Origin of the sequence: Flavitalea plasmicola (genome assembly GCF_030546645.1) — a bacterium.
Taxonomy (GTDB): Bacteria; Bacteroidota; Bacteroidia; order Chitinophagales; family Chitinophagaceae; genus Puia.
Genome location: NZ_JAUOTO010000002.1, coordinates 551964 through 569551, shown reverse-complemented (window position 1 = coordinate 569551; position 17588 = coordinate 551964). Strand labels below are relative to the sequence as shown.

Below are 17588 nucleotides of genomic sequence, written 5' to 3'. Positions count from 1 at the left end.
TCTCCGTATTAGTAAAAGACAGTTAATAGCCGTAGGAAGCTATCCAATCTTAAACATTTAACTCTTGCAAAAGTATGAAAAAAACAAGACATGGACTGCCGTGCCCGGCAGCCAGGTTAATCTTCAAATATTTCTTGATGACGAAGCTTGCCATTATATTCATTATTGGCTTTACCCTTCCGGCCGCTGCCAGTAGCTATGGTCAGGGAAATATTACCTTAAGGCTTGATAATGTGACAATAAAGGATGTTCTCAAGGCCATCGAGGACCAGGGATCCTTCCGGTTTGTATACAAGACAAGCGTCCTGCCCAAAGAGCAGCGGCTGTCAGTCAACGTCGAAAATGCATCTCTTGGCGACGTCATGAAGATCATATTGCTCAACAGCCCGTTGACGTACCGTCGGGTGAACGACAGGCTGTTTGTCATCATGGATTCCGTCGCGGTCCGTAAAACCACCGAAATTGCCACGCCGGTGACCGGCAAGATCACCGATGCCTCCGGCAACGCGCTTTCCGGCGTTACTATCCGGGAAAAGAACACGAATAATGGAACTGCTTCCAAAGAGGACGGTACCTTTTCGATCAACGTAGCCAATGACAACGCGACCCTCGTATTCAGCCTGATCGGCTATGCCTCGCAGGAGCTCCCGCTCAACGGCAACAAAACGCTGTCGGTATCCTTACAGCTGGTGAATAAAGAGCTCCAGCAAATAGTCGTCATTGGATATGGCACCCAGCGCAAAGGAGAATTGACAAGCGCCGTGGCAACGGTGAAGGCGGAAAATTTTATCAAAGGCTCCGTCACGGATGCAGGTCAGCTGATCCAGGGTAAGGTAGCCGGCCTGTCCGTCATATCTCCCAATGGCGATCCAACGGGAAGCACACAAATACTCTTACGGGGACAAACGACCCTGATGGGCGCCAACCAGAATCCCCTGGTGCTGATCGATGGGATCCCCGGCGACCTGAGGACAGTCGCAACACAGGACATCGAATCCATCGACGTGCTGAAGGACGGCTCCGCAGCCGCCATTTATGGCACCCGGGGCACCAACGGCGTGATCCTCATCACCACCCGGAGAGCCAGCGGTAATAACAAGAGCAGCGTCGAGTACAGTGGCTACGTCAGCACACAGACCATCGCCAGAAAGCTGGATCTCTCCACCGCAGCTGACTTCCGGGCGCAGATCAAGGCCGGCTTCCGCAAGACAGAAATGGCCGACAACGGGGCCAGCACCGATTGGCTGAAGGCCATCACCCGAACCCCCGTCATCCAGTCGCACAACCTCACTTTCCGGGGAGGCAATGCCACCACCAACTACCTCATCAGCGGTAACTATAATAACGCGGAAGGCATCTTTAAAAAATCCTACAACCAGATCTTCAACGGCAGGGCTGACTTTAATCACAGCATGTTCGACAACAAGCTGAAGATCAACCTCAACCTGTTCAGCTCCTCACGCAAATGGAATGGCTTTAACTCAAATATCTATCGCCAGGCCACGATGCAAAATCCCACGTCACCGTTGAAGAACGCCGACGGCACCTGGTTCCAGGAGCTGACAAAATTCGACTACGAGAATCCTGTTTCCGATCTGATGGAGAGCGACGGCCAGTCAAACGAAAGCAACGCAAGATACAAGTCGGCCATCATCTTCACGCCCGTTACAGGGCTGAAGCTCTCCGGCGTATTTTCCTATGGCAAGAGAGTCAGCGAGAACGGCTATGCCGAAACCAAACAGCACGTGTCCACCCTGCGCGACGGCAAGAACGGATATGCGAAGATCGGAGGCGACGAATCGATAGACAGGTTAGCCGAGCTCACCGCCGAATACACCCGGTCCTTTAATAAGCACCACCTGGTTTTATTGGGCGGCTATAGCTACCAGGAAAATATCTACACCAGCAACTCCACCGAGAACTGGGATTTTCCAACGGACAGGTTTGGATGGAACAACATCGGTCTGGGTCAGGCCATCAGCAGCGGCCTCTACCAGGGCCTGATCAAAAACTTCAAAAGTGAAACCAATCTCATCGGGTTCTTCGGAAGGCTCACCTATAACTACGACGAAAAATACCTTTTAATGGCCAGCGTGAGAAGAGAGGAAGCCAGCCAGCTATGGGGAACGAAGAACCCCTGGGGCACATTCCCGGCTGTGTCGGCCGGCTGGAGGATCTCCCGGGAAGGCTTCATGAGCGAACAAAAGATCTTTGACGACCTGAAATTCCGCGTGGGATATGGGGTCACGGGCTCCCAGCCCACCGACCTGTTCCGGGGCGTCGGCGTTGTCGGGTACGGCGGTTTCGTATTCTCCAATGGCGTATGGATCCAAACCCTGACGCCCAGCCAGAACGCCAACCCCAACCTGAAATGGGAAGAAAAACGCGAAACCAACATCGGCCTTGATTTCAGCATCCTGCAGAACCGCGTCGGCGGCAGCGTGGATTACTACAACCGCCAGATCCATAACTTGTTGTTCCTGTACGACGTACCCAGCCCGCCGAACCTTTATAGCCAGACCCTGGCCAATGTCGGTACCATGGAAAATAAAGGGGTGGAGGTCATGCTGAATTTTGTTCCCGTGAAGTCAAAAGACTTTGAATGGAATTCCAGCGTCAGCTACTCCACCAACACCAATAAGCTGAAAAGCCTGTCGAATGACGTATACAAAACCTCTACCAACTACCTGCAGGTAGGGGCCATCTTCCCGCCCATCCAGACTTTCTCCCACCTGTTGAAGGTAGGCGGCCCGGTAGGTGATTTCTATGGTTTCAAAGTGGTCGACATCGGGAACGATCCATCCGACGTGGCCAACTACGGTCAATGGGTCTACCAGGGCAGTGATGGCAAGCCGGTGAAGTATTCCGATTTCACTCACTCCTTCGGTGACAAACGGGTCATCGGCAACGGTCTTCCCAAATTCTACCTCGGCTGGAACAACAATTTCCGCTATAAGAACTGGGACCTCAGCATCACCCAGCGGGGCGCCTTCAAATTCCAGGTGGCCAATCTGCAGCGGATGATGTTCGAAAACCCCACGCAGATCCAATACAATGTCCTCACCAACGCTTTTGATAAAGTGTTTGGCAAAACACAGCTAAAGTCTCCCGTGGAGTTCAACAGCTATTACATCGAGAAAGGCGATTACTGGAAGATCGATAACATTACCCTGGGCTATAACTGGAACCATACGGGTTTGCGGTATATTCAATCCGCCAGGCTGTATGCGGCCGTGCTGAACGCATTTATCATCACGGGTTATAAGGGCATCGATCCGGAAGTCAGCCTGAGGAACGGCACTTCCTATGCACAGTCCGGTGTCGCCCAGACGCCTACGGCAGGTCTTGATCCCGGAATGGACAGCCCATATAAATATCCCACCACCCGGACGTTTAGCGTGGGTCTGAATGTCACCTTCTAAAAAAATAACATCATGAACGTGCGTAATTATATAATCATCCTCTTTTTAATAGCAGGCGCATCCTGCACCAAACTAAAGGATACGTCCTACAACCAGATCATAGCCAGTGAATTCGTCCCTGGTAAATCAGACCTGGCCGCCCTGTCGGGCGCAGCCTATGTGGACTGGCGCGGCCTGCTCCTCCAGTGGAATACGCTCTATCGGGCGCAGGAAGTGTCCGGCGACGAAATGCTCACCCCGGCCCGGCCCAACGGATGGGTGGATGGAGGCGTTTACCGCAGGATCCATGAACATAAATGGACCACGGACGACGACATCGTGATCAACGTCTGGACAAGGGCCTACCAGGGCATCACCAATTGCAACCGGATCATTTACCAGGTCCAGTCCGGCGCTATTCCCGTCGATCCGAAAGACACCACAGCGCTCGTTGCCGAGATTAAGCTGCTGCGGGCATCCTATTATTGGGTGCTGTGCGATTGCTATGGCAACGTCCCCATCGTAGACAAATTCGACGTTCCTGTTGGATATCTGCCAAAGCAGAACACCCGGAAAGAAGTCTATGATTTCATTGTAAATGATCTCGTCACCAATATTCCCAAGGTAAGCCAGGACAATAGTACGGCCACCTACGGCAAATTCAATAAATGGGCGGGACTTGCCCTGCTGGCAAAAATGTACCTGAACGCAGAAGTCTATACAGGTACGCCGGCCTGGGACAAATGCATTGCGGTGTGCGACACCATCATAAATGCGAACCAATTCATCCTGGAACCCAATCAGAAAAACGTTTTTATCACGGAGAACCAGGGCTCCAAAGAGATCATTTTCGCGCTGCCTTTCGACTCGAAGTATGTCAGTGACTGGAACTCTTTTGACATTCACATGCAAACCCTGGAGCCGGAGAACCAGGCCACCTACAACCTGCAATTTTCGCCCTGGGGCGGAGTATGCGCCGTGCCGCAATTCATCACCACCTTCGACACGGAGGACAGCCGCTACCAGGATAATTATATCAAGGGTCAGCAGTATACTTCTGCAGGAGACAGCCTGAAGGCCACCATGGGTGACTTCGCCGGAAAACCGCTGTCCTACAGGAACTATGTGGCGGGCGTCGATATCTCCGATGAAGTAGATGGTTTCCGGCTGGGGAAATTCGAGATCGCGAAAGGCGCCACCAACCGCCTGAGCAATGACTGGCCCCTCTTCCGCTATGCCGACATATTGATGATGAAAGCCGAATCCTTGCTAAGGAACGGCCTCGCTAATGACGCAGCCGACCTGGTCACCCAGGTTCGCCAGCGGGATTTTAAGTCCAACCCCGCCAAAGCCATTGTCACCGGAGCCCAATTGCAGGGCGGCAGCACCTATGATTATGGCCTGCGAAATCATTTGACATCCACATATGAAGGCGGCGCCGATATCCAGTTCGGCCGTTTCCTGGATGAGCTGGGCTGGGAATTTTGCCAGGAGGCCCGCCGGAGGACCGACATGATCCGGTTTGGGGCATTCACGAAAAAATCATGGCTCTCGCATTCCCCCAATGGCGACTACCGCTCACTTTTTCCCATCCCCCGGACGGAGATCGCAAAGAATGCCAATCTTACACAAAACCAGGGATACCAATAAAATACCCGGGTCCGGTCCGCTTGCGGGCCGGACCTTTTTTAAATATCATTTTTACATTTATTTTCCTATCTTCATTGGCATAACGCGCATGTCATGTCTTCAATCCGCCAATTGACGCTTCTCGTAGTATTCCCTCTCTTCCTGGCCTTCCAGTCCAAAGCCTCGAACCACGACCCCGATTCGATCTACCTCTTTTCCTACGCGAAAGCAAAGGACAATGGACGCAGCGGCCTGCAATTCGCCTGGAGCCGCGACAAAAGCACCTGGTATCCCATCGGCACGGATTTCAGTTACCTGAGATCCGACTACGGTCCCTGGGGCTCGGACAAACAAATGTGGACACCGATCCTCACTTTGGATAACGCCGGGAGCTGGCAATGCACCTGGCGGGTAAGCCAACGGGAAAAGATTCTTGCACGCGCAGCCTCCGCCGACCTCATCACCTGGGGAAGGCAAAGCTATCAGATGGTGACCGATCTCTCCGCCCCGGCCCTCGTCTCCATCCAACTGCCCGAAGGTCCCACGCCCGGCCAGATCCTCCATGTGCCTTACACCACCGTCGACAAACTGCTCCAAACCTACGAAGCGCAACAATACAAAAGAACCCTTTACAACGAATCAACTGCCGGCGATAAAGTGCGTTTTGCCGGTCTGGATCCGGTAGACGTAAAATTCTCCCTCCAGCCCGAACGATCCAAACCCATCAGCGACATGCTGGTAGGCGTCTTCTTCGAAGACCTCAACTACGCCGCCGACGGCGGATTATACGCAGAGCTCATCCAGAACCGGGACTTCGAATACACGCCGCAAGACAAAAATGGCAGCGACAAGGATTGGAACAGCACCCATTCCTGGTCCTTAAAAGGTACCAACGCCCGATTCACCATCGATTCATCCAACCCGGTCCATCCAAATAATCCCCACTACGCCGTCCTCGACATGACGGCTCCGGGCGCTGCTTTGATAAACACGGGTTTCGACAACATTCCCGTTAGAAAAGATCAGCGTTATGATCTTTCTCTCTTCACCCGCCACCTGCAGGGAAAATTACAGATCAGCTTAGTCAGCCCGACGGCCGGCGTCATTGCCCGGACCTCGATCTCCGGGGCTGGCCCCAACTGGAAAAAGTCCGAAGCCATCCTCACCGCAACGGCCGATGCAGGCGACGCACACCTGGAATTGCAGCCTGCGAAGCCCGGTAGGGTAGAGCTGGACATGATCTCTCTCTTCAGCCAGCATACCTTTAAAGACAGGAAGAACGGCCTCCGCGCCGACCTCGCCCGCACCATCGCCGACATTCATCCACGCTTTGTCCGCTTCCCCGGCGGATGTCTCGCTCATGGCGACGGATTGGACAATATCTACCGCTGGAAGAACACCATCGGACCCCTCGAATCCCGCAAGCCCCAGCGCAATATCTGGAACTACCACCAGACGGCGGGCCTGGGCTATTTTGAATACTTTCAATTCTGTGAGGACATTGGCGCCCAACCGGTGCCCGTCGTCGCGGCCGGCGTACCCTGCCAGAACTCAGGCCTGGGGAGGTCCGGTCTAAAAGGCCAACAGGGCGGTATACCCATGAATGAAATGGATGAATATGTACAGGATATCCTCGACCTGGTGGAATATGCCAACGGCGACGCCCATACCAAATGGGGAAAAGTTCGCGCCGAAGCCGGTCATCCGCAGCCCTTCCACCTCAAATATATTGGCATCGGTAATGAAGACCTCATCACCGACATCTTCGAGGAAAGGTTCACCCTCATCTATAACGCCATGCGCAAAGCCCATCCGGAGATCACGGTCATCGGCACGGTGGGACCGACCTTCGAAGGAACAGACTACGAACAGGGTTGGGACCTCGCCACCAAACTAAAAGTTCCCACCGTCGACGAACATTATTATCAATCCCCCGGCTGGTTTATCTATAACCAGGATTATTACGACCGGTACGATCGCAGCCGGAGCAAGGTCTACCTGGGAGAATACGCCGCCCACCTGCCCGGCAGGCCCAATAACCTCGAGACTGCCCTGGCCGAAGCGCTCTATCTCACCGCGCTTGAAAGGAACGGCGACATCGTGGCCATGGCCTCCTACGCCCCCTTGCTGGCAAAAGAAGGGCATACCCAATGGAACCCCGATCTCATCTATTTCAACAATTCCGAAGTAAAGACGACCGTAGACTACGAGGTCCAGAAACTCTACGGATCCAACGAAGGCAATGAATACCTGCCCGGGTCAACAGTCATTTCCAACAACCAGGATCCCGTTCGGAAGCGCATATCCATCTCAGTTGTACGCGAGACGGCTTCCGGCGACCTGATCATAAAGATGGTGAACCTCCTGCCCGTGGCAGTCAATCCTTCGATCGACCTGGCCAATATCGCTCTATCCGGAACAACTGGCACTAAGACTGTTCTCTCCGGCCGTCCCGACGATAAAAAGGTCGTTCCTGTAACATCCACCTGTCCCGCCGCCGCAAACTTTACAACGGAACTGCCTCCGTATTCATTCACCCTCCTCCGTTTTAAAACCCGGTAAGCTTAACCCATATCAACTTCACCATATGTTCCATCACCTCACTCGTCCCCATCTCCTGTACCTTTCCCTCCTGTTTACCCTGCCGTCCTTGGCCCAGCCAAAAACTTCCAGCGACACCAACTACGTCCTCGTCTGGTCCGACGAATTCAACACCGACGGCCCGCCGGATCCCGACAGCTGGCGTTTCGAACATGGCTTCGTCCGCAACCAGGAAGCCCAGTGGTACCAGGAAGAAAATGCTTACTGCCGGAACGGCAACCTCGTCATCGAAGGCCGCAAACAAGACAACCCCGATCGCCCCTATACTTCATCGAGCGTCAATACAAAAGGTCTCCATAGCTGGCAGTATGGCCGCTTTATCATGCGGGGACGCATCGACATCAGCCATGGCCTATGGCCCGCATGGTGGACCCTGGGCGATGCTGGCCGCTGGCCGGCCAATGGAGAGATAGACATAATGGAATACTATCGCAATAAGCTCCTGGCCAACATCGCCTGTCTCGGCAGCGATAAAAAAGCCGAATGGTATTCGACAACAAGGCCCGTCGATTCTATGGGCGGCGAAAAGTGGTCCTCCCGATTTCACATCTGGCGCATGGACTGGGACGAGGATGCCATTGCCCTCTATGTGGATGACGTACTCCTCAATAAAGTCGGGATTTCCAAACTCGTAAATAAAGACGGCTCCGGCTTCAATCCTTTCAAACAGCCGCACTATATGCTGCTGAACCTGGCCATGGGTGGGCAGAATGGCGGCGAAATAACGCCCGATACAAAATTCCCCCATCGCTTTGAGGTGGATTATGTACGGGTATACCAGAAGAAGGCCCGCCAACAGTTCACGCGCACCGCCACAGGCGGCAAGGCGACGGTCAACGACATAAATATAGAGATCCAGTTCTACAGCCCCTCTATGGCCAGGATCGTCAAATCACCGGAGGGCCGCGTATTCAAAAAAGAAAGCCTGTCGGTCATCAAACAACCTCAGACAACTAACTTCACGATAGAGGAACAGGAAGATGCAGTAACCCTGAGAACAGACAGCCTCCATATACTGCTCAACCTGAAGACCGGAAAGATCCAATTCAAAGACACCGCCGGCCGGCCGCTCCTCGCTGAAAAAGATTATGGTACACAATTCTCTCCCATCACCGATGTAAACAAGCCAACTTTCATCGTACGGCAGGCCTTCCTCCTGGATAAGGACGAACTCATCTATGGTCTGGGTCAGCAGCAGAACGGGAAGCTCAATCAGCGGGGACAAAGGATCTTCCTCCGCCAGGACAACATGAAGATCTGTATTCCTTTTTTCCAATCCTTGAAGGGATATGGCCTTTTCTGGGACAACTATTCCCCGACCGACTTTACCGACAATCCCCAGGAGACAGCTTTTGAATCCCAGGTCGGCGATGGCGCCGACTATTACTTCCTCTATGGTGGCGGCGGCGACCAGGTAATTGCCCGGCTCCGTGACCTCACCGGCCAGGCGCCCCTCATGCCCCTCTGGGTATATGGGTTCAACCAGTCACGCGAGCGTTATAAGACACAATATGAACTGATGGACGTGGTGAAAAAATACCGTAGCCTCCACATACCCCTTGACGGTATCATCCAGGACTGGCAATACTGGGGTAGGGACAGCAACTGGAATGCGATGCGCTTCGATCCCACCACCTATCCCGATCCTAAAGGCATGGTGGATAGCGTACACCAGCTGAAGGCCCACTTGTTCATCGTCGCCTGGCCTGGCTTCGGCCCCCTGACAGAGCAGTACGCCGCCTTTAAACCAAAACAAATGCTGCTGGATTTCGAGACCTGGCCTCCCAACAGCGGCGCCCGCCCCTATGATGTATACAACCCGGCCGCAAGGGACATTTACTGGGAATTTCTGAACAAAGGCGTTTTCTCCCTGGGCACCGACGGATGGTGGCTGGACTCTTCCGAACCCGATCATGTCAACCTGAAAGAAAAGGATTTCGATCTGCCTACTTATCTGGGAACGTTCCGCAGCGTCCGCAATGCCTTTCCGCTGCAACATATCCGCGGCGTGTACGAACATCAGCGGCAGACCACGAACGAAAAAAGAGTGACGATCCTCACACGCAGCGCCTTTGCAGGTCAACAGCGATTTGGCGCCTGTAACTGGAGTGGCGACGTCGTCTCCACCTGGCAGGTATTCCGCAAACAGATCCCTGCGGGATTGAACCTTTCCCTCAGCGGCATTCCCTACTGGAATACAGACATCGGGGGGGTTTTTGCCGGCGCCTTTGTCAAAGGAGGAGGCGCGAAGAATCCCGACTTCCAGGAACTCTACACCCGTTGGCTGCAATTTGCCGCCTTCACACCTATGATGCGTTCGCATGGGACCGATATACCCCGTGAAATATACCAGTTTGGAAGGCAGGGCGACTGGTCTTTCGACGCGCAGGAAAAATTCATCCGCTTGCGCTATCATTTACTGCCTTACCTGTATTCCATGGCCTGGGATGTTACAGCCCATGCCGGCTCCATGATGCGGGCACTATACCTGGATTTTCCCCACGACGCCGCAGCCCTCGACATCGACAATGAATACCTTTTTGGTAAGTCCTTCCTCGTTTGCCCGGTGACGGAGAAGGGAGCAAAGGAACAAGCTGTTTACTTGCCGGCCGGCGCACGCTGGTATGACTTCTGGACGAACGAGCTCCTGCAAGGTGGCACAACACATATAAAACAGACACCCATGGACGTTATGCCCCTCTATATAAAGGCAGGCGCCATCATACCCTGGGGACCCAACGTTGAATATGCCGCAGAAAAGAAATGGGATAACCTGGAGGTCCGGATCTACCCCGGCGCCGATGCCAGCTTCACCCTCTATGAGGACGAGAATGACAGCTATCATTATGAAAAAGGCAGCTATAGCGAGATAGCCTTCCATTGGAATGAAAATACCCGCACCCTGACCATCGGACCCCGGCAAGGTAGCTTCCCGGGCATGCTGACGGAAAGGAAGTTCAATATCGTCCTTAACCAGCTGCACAAAACTATTTCCTACCGTGGAAAACCAGTCACCCTCAAACTTTGATATAGATCTTTTTCCTGTCCAGCCAATAGCAGAGCAGCCACATCAAAAGGATATTGAAAACAGCATACAGTAATGACCCGTTCATATAACCGAAAGCCGGCGCAAAAATATGATCATACATCCATTGACTTAGCCCCTTATGAATGATCTGCCCCTTTCCATCCACTCCGTCTGTGATACGGATCAGGCCATAGATCCGGGGCAGGATCCCGCTGATCATAAAAATAAACAAGGCATTTTTCCCAAATACGTCGAAAAACCGGCTCCAGACACCCCGCACCCCGCGCATTTCAATCGCGTACATCAGCACACAAAGCACCAGTATGGCCAGCCCGGTGGTATAGATGACAAAAGAGCTGGTCCAGATCTTCTTGTTGATAGGGAAGACCATGTCCCAGCAAAAGCCCGCAAATATAAAGATGCAACCAATAACGAAAAGGCCCGCGATCATTTCATAGGTCTTACCCTTCTGTAAAATATAATTGCCCACCAGGTATCCCAGGATCACCTGTACTACGGCCGGTAACAAACTCGCGAGCCCCTCGGGATCGAATGCCACGCCTTCTCCCTTATACATATGCGCCGTTCCCAACACCGCCTTGTCGACCGCAGTGCCAAAATAGCCTGACAAACTATAAGGATCGGCCGGCGCACCCGCCAGCATACACACCAGCCAATAGCCCAATAATATGACGGCGCCTGTCACAAAGGCCCCCCTTATCTTTCCGTAATAAACGATCAGCGCGGCAAAACAATAAGCCAGCGCGATTCGCTGTAAGACGCCCAGGATCCGCACGCCTGTGGGCATCCCTCCGGACGCCGCCGCCTCAACCCATTTTTTGAATACCAGTTGATCCCCCGACCATTTGACAAAAGGGAACCAGTTCAGGAATAGGCCGATGCCAAAGATCAGCAAGGTCCTGGTGAATACTTTCTTAAGGAAAGCCGCATTTCCCGCCTCCTGCAGCCTGGGCATCACAAAAGCCATGGCATTGCCCACCGCAAAAAGAAAGAACGGAAACACCAGGTCCGTCGGCGTGCAGCCATGCCAGGGGGCGTGCTCCAATGGCGCATAGATGTAGCTCCAGCTGCCAGGGTTGTTGACAAGGATCATCAGGGCCACTGTCGCGCCGCGGAATACGTCCAGGGAATAAAAACGTTGTTTCAATTTGCAGCAGTTTAATGAGCAAGATAAAGAAATACTCTCCCATAAGCAACCCGCACCTAATTTCAAAATTAACAAACCGTAACCCCAACAATACCTAATTATTAATTCCTTCCTTCCGCCGTTAACCATTCGTTAAAACCCTCCAACTTTGCACCCGACAATCTGGCTGCACATGACGTTCTCTATTTCGGATCTGGTTACAAGGCTTCTGCTCTTAGTGCTATTCCACCTGCCACAGGCTACATTTGCCCAAAAGCAACTGCCCGATCCCCACTACAAGCTGGTTACCGCCGGCAGCTACGTCCAATCCAAGAACTATTATCTCCTGACCCTCTTCCAGCAGCTACCAGAGGTCAGCACGATCCTTAAAAAAGACCCGGTCCTGAAAACCTTTGCGGCAAACAAGCTCGACTCCCTGCAGCAAGCCTTGAAAAACTGCGAGAAAAACGGCGCCTGCTACACGTCCTACCTGAAATTCAGCGAAGCTGAGATCGAACAAATCGCCCAACGACTAAAAGCACTCTACCGTCCCGGTAACGAACTCGGCAGGCTCGTAAAAGACCACCTCATCCCCTCGGGCGCCTACATATTATTCCAGGACCTCCCCGCAGAAGAAATGCTGGCAAAAGCCTGGTCACAGGACGCGGCAGGTATCAACTACGCCATCAGTGTCTATGCCGACGGTAAGAAACCTAATTACCCCAACATCGATTCCATCAGCATCAACGCCGGAGTTCTATACAACACCGCGTCCCTCATAGCCGCCGAAAACGCTTATCAAACCTCCTTCTTCGACATACCCCTCACTGCAGCGCTGACATTCATAGACCTCAACGAAAGAGACCAGGCCGCGGACTTCGAACCCATGGAAAAAGGTGAGAACAAGCCGGCCCTTGACAGGATCAGCACCATCAAATGGAACACGTATAAATACTCCCTCATCCTGGTGCCAGGAGCCGGACCCGATGACCCGGCAACGCCACTGAGCGGGGAAGGCATGCTGAGGTGCCGGCTGGCCGCATTACAATACAGAAAAGGATGGGCGCCTTTCATTCTCACCTCCGGGGGCAAAGTCCATCCCTATAAGACCAGATACTGTGAAGCCACTGAAATGAAGAAGTACCTGGTCGATAAGCTGCACATACCGGCCAATGCCATACTGATAGACCCGCATGCCAGGCACACTACGACCAATATGCGTAATGCAGTGCGTATCATCTATCGCTATGGCATTCCCTTCGACAAAGCGGCGCTTACCTGTACTACCCGGGGACAAAGCGCCATGATCGAAAAAACACTGATCGACCGCTGTAAAAGAGAGCTGAACGAAGCGCCTTATAAGATCGGAAATCGTCTCAGCGCGACGGAAATGGAGTTCTACCCGCAGCTGGATGCGCTGCAGATCAATCCGCTGGAACCACTCGATCCCTAGAAGACCTCATCCCGCATTGCTTGCCAGAGCACGACTAAAAGAACAAAATGAAATACATCATCGCTGGCATCGCCGTGCTGGTACTGCCATTCCTTACCAAATCCAAAGCCGGCCCGTCCATGAAGATCGATCAGCCTTACACGGTCGATTCACTGGGCGCCTGCCAGGGTATTTCCTACCAGGACGGAAGGATCTTCCTCTATGGCGACAGAGAGGTAGGCATAGTGAGAGAATACCGGCAACAAGGCGACAGCCTCGTCTACACCAACAAGGAAATGAAGCTCACGCGCAATGACACCGACGTGATCAATCACCCCACAGGGTTTGCCTGGCGTAAAAATGCACCCTTCTTCATCGGCATCAGCATCCGCCTGAACAAGGAAGGAACATCATGGCGGGCCGTCATCTATTGCGTGGACTGGAAAGGACTGCAAGCGACAAGGCGCCTGGACGGCAACCTGCTGAATACCATCGAGGACGATGCCTGCATCCAGGGTACGCGTCCGGAATATGTCCGATACCATGAAAAATGGTATGTGGCTACTGCGGATTATGGTGACAAGGGCAACGAGGTGAGGCTCTATGATCCTAAAAACCTCAGCAAAGCTAAAAAGACCTCGGACAAAGGCGTCCTCTTTAAAAAATTCGTCTGCACACCCTGGGTGCAAAATCTCTACTGGATGGCGGACAAGGGGCTACTGTTACTGATCCAGGATCAAACGGAAGGCCGGAAATGGCGCTTCACCTACGTCGATCTGGCCGCTTCCATCGCGTCCGGCAAACAGGAGGTGGTGAAGATCGTGGACATCGACGAGCGACAGGACGAATTGGAAGGCTTCACCTTCATCCCCGGTTACAGCAAAGGCATCGCCGTGACCTCCTCGCGCCGTGACAATGTGAATTGGATGAGCATCACCTGGTAACACATGACTAAACCAACTGATCACTGTTAAAATAAAAAAAATGCAAGGAAAAAAAATTACACTATTGGTTATCGCGCTGCTATTGTATGCATCCCTCGTCCATGCCGCAGGATGGATCACCATATCCGGCACCGTGACGGACGAGAACGGCAAGCCCCTGGCCGGCGCAAACGTGGTAGTGAAAGGACAAAGAAGAGGCGCCACCACCGATGCGAAAGGACAATTCACCATCCAGGCGGAAGAAGGAAGTATCCTGGTGATCTCCAGCATCGGCTATATTCCACAGGAGCTGCCGGCATCCGGCACACCCCAGACCATCCGCCTGAAAGAGAACAGCAAAATGCTGGAAGAGGTCTATGTAGGCTATCAGCGCCTGCGCAAGAGCGACGTCACCGGCGCCATCTCCAGCGTGAAGGCCAGTGAATTGAACCTGAGTACACCCACCATCAGCCAGGCGCTGGTAGGAAAAGTGGCGGGCGTGCAGGTCTCGCAGGTCAGCGGCGCTCCCTACGGTGGCGCCAAGATACGGGTACGCGGCGTCGGTTCCATCAATGCCAGCTCCGAGCCCCTGTACGTGATCGACGGATACCCGGTGGGCGGTAACATCACCCAGGGACAGGGCAATGGAGGTAATGCAACCAACGGGTACAACCCCGGCACTTCCGGCAATGATGTCTTCATCAATCCGGATGATATAGAATCCATCGAGATTCTCAAAGACGCCGCTTCAGCCGCTATCTACGGTTCGCGGGCCTCCGGAGGCGTGGTGCTGATCACGACCAAACGGGGCAAGATCGGAAAAGGCGTACTGAAATATGATCTGCAGCTGAGCCGGCAACAGCTGGCAAAAAAGGTCAAGCTGCTAAATGCCAGCCAATTCACGGATCTTTTCGTCAACGGCAGGAATGCGAATTACAAGGATATCCTCATCGCCAAGGGCATCGCCTGGGACGATGCATTCTATTCCGATGACAATGCGACCCGGGTGACGAAGACCGGCCAGACGAAAACGGGCTGCTCCGTCTGTATCATCAAGGACCTGTATGATTTTCCCACCCAAACCATCAGGCAGCCGAAGTATAACACAGACTGGCAGGATGTGCTATATGGTAATGCTTCCGTACAGCGGCACAATTTGTCTTTCACAGGGGGTAGCGAGAATACCCGCTATCTCATCAGCGGCGGTTACCTGGACCAGCCGGGTATCCTGAACAGCACCTATCAGAAAAGGATCAACCTGCGGGCTAATATCGACGCGGACCTTACCCCAAAATTGAAGGTCTCCTCCAGTGTCTTCGTCACCAACACCGATAACCGCGAAGTGCAGGAAGGCCGCTTCAACCAGGGCCCTATCTTAGGCGCGCTGGTGTATATGCCCATTTTCCCCGCATTCAATCCTGACGGCACCCTGGCAACGGCCGATAAAGGTGCAGGCGCCCAGACCGATGGATTCGCTTACGCCTTTCAGGGGATCGAAAACCCCCTCGCCCTGGCCCAGCGCGTAAAGATCACCCGTAAGGGCACAAGGGCTACGTACATCGCCAATGCGACTTACCAGATCATCAACGGCCTTGCTTTCAGGGTAAACCTGGGAGGGGAAACTTATTCGGAGAAATATGAGTATTACTACCCCACGAACCTAAGCAGCGGGATCAACCCTCCCGGAAGCACCCAGTCCATCACGGCTGCCAATGCTTCCGCGCAGAACCTCACCACCCAGGACAGGTTGGCGGAATTTACGTTGAACTATAAGAAGACCTTTGGCCTGCATAGATTTGACGCATTGGGCGGCTATACGGCACAGGAATCCAAACAGGACATCGTTGCGGTGGCTACGAAAGATTTCACCAGCGATAATATCCAGGAGATAACCGCCGGCGGCTCCGTTCCCGGAGACTTCTCCCTGCAAACGAATTCCGGCAAGTCTACGACGACCCTGCTGTCTTACCTGGGCCGGGTGATATACAGTTACAATAACCGCTATTTTCTGAGTGGCTCCTTCCGGACTGACGCCAGCTCCCGGTTTGGCCCGAAGAACAAATGGGGACAATTCGGATCGGTTTCCGCAGGATGGAGCTTATCCAGCGAATCGTTCTATCACGACTGGCTGGGTCGGAACTCCAGCCTGAAGCTGCGCGCCAGCTGGGGCCTCACGGGCAATAACAATATCCCGAACTACAAAGATCAGCAGTATATTACAGGCGCCGGCGGAGTGGTTGTCGGGAACACCGTGTACAATGCCAACTGGGCGGGTGATATAGCAGACCCTTCCCTGGGCTGGGAGTCCACGTCCCAGTATAATTTCGGATTGGATGCCACGGTATTGAACAACAGGGTGTCATTTTTTGTCAACTACTACCTGAGCAAGTCCTACAACCTGCTGTACAACAGGAATATTTCCGCGATATCCGGCTCGACCACCTATACCACCAACCTGCGTAATTCAAACATACACAACACGGGAGTAGACTTGCAGGTGGATGTGAAGGCCATACAGACTAAGGTTTTCAATTTGAATTTCAGCGGCAACATCACGGCCAATAAGAATAAGGTCATCAGCCTGGGCGGCGCCAGCGAGATCCAGACCAACGGAGCGGAAAGAAGCTATATCACCCATGTTACGAGAGAAGGTGCACCCGTAGGATCCTTCTACGGTGTAAAAGTAGCCGGGATGGTAAGAGAGAAAGACATGGCCGGCGTCATTGCGGATCAGGCCGTGTACAAGGCCAATGGCGGCAAGTTCCCGCCAGGCTACAAATTACAGGCTTTCCCCATTTCCACTTTTTCATCTACGCCCCTGAACCCCGGCGACCTCTACTTTAAGGATAAGAACGGCGACGGCCTGATAACGGATGCGGATAAGGACGTCATTGGCTCGCCATACCCTGATTTCACCTATGGTTTCAGTATCAATGCGAATTATAAGGCCTTCGACTTCAGCGCCTCGTTCAACGGTTCCCAGGGCAATAAGATCCTGGACGGGCAGGACTATTACATCCGCAACATGGAAGGGTCGGGTAACCAGTATGCTGTCATCGATCAGCGCTACCGGAACGAGCAGCATCCCGGCAATGGCCATGAATACAGGTCGTCCCGCGGTGGGACCCAAAGCAACAGCACGCGCCTGTCCGATTACTACCTGCAGAACGGTTCCTTTTTCAGATGTACCAATATTTCGACGGGTGTCAATCTTACCCAGCTCGTCGGCATGAAGAACACCGGCATCAGCGGCCTGCGTATCTATGTCTCCGTTGACAACGTGTTCACCGTTACCAAATATCTCGGCTACAACCCTGAAGTGGACTTTAACAATGGGTCTAACCTGACGCCAGGTGTAGACTATGGAAAATATCCGTTGGCCCGCTCATTCAACACAGGTATAAAAATTCAGTTCTAATTCAAAAAG

The 17588-nt window shown here is 53.2% G+C and carries 8 protein-coding genes; 7 read left to right on the top strand and 1 reads right to left on the bottom strand.

The features are described from left to right. The first annotated feature begins 137 nt into the window (after positions 1 to 137). The 4 genes from Q4E93_RS07540 to Q4E93_RS07525 all read left to right on the top strand — a co-directional run bounded on the left by Q4E93_RS07540 (position 138) and on the right by Q4E93_RS07525 (position 10659). Positions 138 to 3422 carry a SusC/RagA family TonB-linked outer membrane protein gene (locus Q4E93_RS07540; protein ID WP_303583946.1) on the top strand — a complete coding sequence of 1095 codons (3285 nt, stop codon included), beginning with the start codon at positions 138 to 140 and terminating at the stop codon, positions 3420 to 3422. 12 nt (positions 3423 to 3434) lie between these two features. Beyond that, complete coding sequence (locus Q4E93_RS07535; RefSeq protein ID WP_303583944.1) at positions 3435 to 5051, top strand: RagB/SusD family nutrient uptake outer membrane protein; 1617 nt, start codon at positions 3435 to 3437, stop codon at positions 5049 to 5051. Between the two features lie 93 nt (positions 5052 to 5144). Then, positions 5145 to 7592 (top strand): alpha-L-arabinofuranosidase C-terminal domain-containing protein, encoded by a 2448-nt coding sequence (locus tag Q4E93_RS07530; protein WP_303583942.1) that lies wholly within the window; start codon positions 5145 to 5147, stop codon positions 7590 to 7592. Positions 7593 to 7617: 25 nt separating this feature from the next. After that, the gene (locus Q4E93_RS07525) at positions 7618 to 10659 is read left to right on the top strand and encodes a TIM-barrel domain-containing protein (RefSeq protein ID WP_303583940.1); all 3042 of its coding nucleotides are present in this window, start codon (positions 7618 to 7620) and stop codon (positions 10657 to 10659) included. Here the strand turns inward: Q4E93_RS07525 and Q4E93_RS07520 are convergent. Then, entirely contained in the window at positions 10649 to 11827 is a 1179-nt protein-coding gene (locus tag Q4E93_RS07520; RefSeq protein ID WP_303583938.1) for an acyltransferase family protein, read from the bottom strand. The two genes, Q4E93_RS07525 and Q4E93_RS07520, sit on opposite strands and share 11 nt — an antisense overlap. Before the next feature lie 148 nt (positions 11828 to 11975). On the opposite strand from Q4E93_RS07520, the gene Q4E93_RS07515 reads away from it, so the two are divergent. From Q4E93_RS07515 to Q4E93_RS07505, 3 genes are read left to right on the top strand one after another with little or no spacing between them, the layout of a single operon-like run. Beyond that, positions 11976 to 13259 carry a YdcF family protein gene (locus Q4E93_RS07515; RefSeq protein ID WP_303583936.1) on the top strand — a complete coding sequence of 428 codons (1284 nt, stop codon included), beginning with the start codon at positions 11976 to 11978 and terminating at the stop codon, positions 13257 to 13259. A 47-nt stretch (positions 13260 to 13306) separates the two neighbouring features. After that, a complete protein-coding gene (locus Q4E93_RS07510; protein WP_303583934.1) occupies positions 13307 to 14182 on the top strand; it encodes a hypothetical protein in 876 nt (291 codons plus the stop codon). A 40-nt stretch (positions 14183 to 14222) separates the two neighbouring features. Further along, positions 14223 to 17579 (top strand): SusC/RagA family TonB-linked outer membrane protein, encoded by a 3357-nt coding sequence (locus Q4E93_RS07505; RefSeq protein ID WP_303583932.1) that lies wholly within the window; start codon positions 14223 to 14225, stop codon positions 17577 to 17579. The last annotated feature ends 9 nt before the right edge of the window (positions 17580 to 17588 follow it).

Bases quoted from the DNA above. Each gene is read 5' to 3' on its own strand.
- Q4E93_RS07540 (WP_303583946.1), top strand. From the start codon at position 138: ATGACGAAGCTTGCCATTATATTCATTATTGGCTTTACCCTTCCGGCC.
- Q4E93_RS07510 (WP_303583934.1), top strand. From the start codon at position 13,307: ATGAAATACATCATCGCTGGCATCGCCGTGCTGGTACTGCCATTCCTT.
- Q4E93_RS07525 (WP_303583940.1), top strand. From the start codon at position 7,618: ATGTTCCATCACCTCACTCGTCCCCATCTCCTGTACCTTTCCCTCCTG.
- Q4E93_RS07505 (WP_303583932.1), top strand. From the start codon at position 14,223: ATGCAAGGAAAAAAAATTACACTATTGGTTATCGCGCTGCTATTGTAT.
- Q4E93_RS07530 (WP_303583942.1), top strand. From the start codon at position 5,145: ATGTCTTCAATCCGCCAATTGACGCTTCTCGTAGTATTCCCTCTCTTC.
- Q4E93_RS07535 (WP_303583944.1), top strand. From the start codon at position 3,435: ATGAACGTGCGTAATTATATAATCATCCTCTTTTTAATAGCAGGCGCA.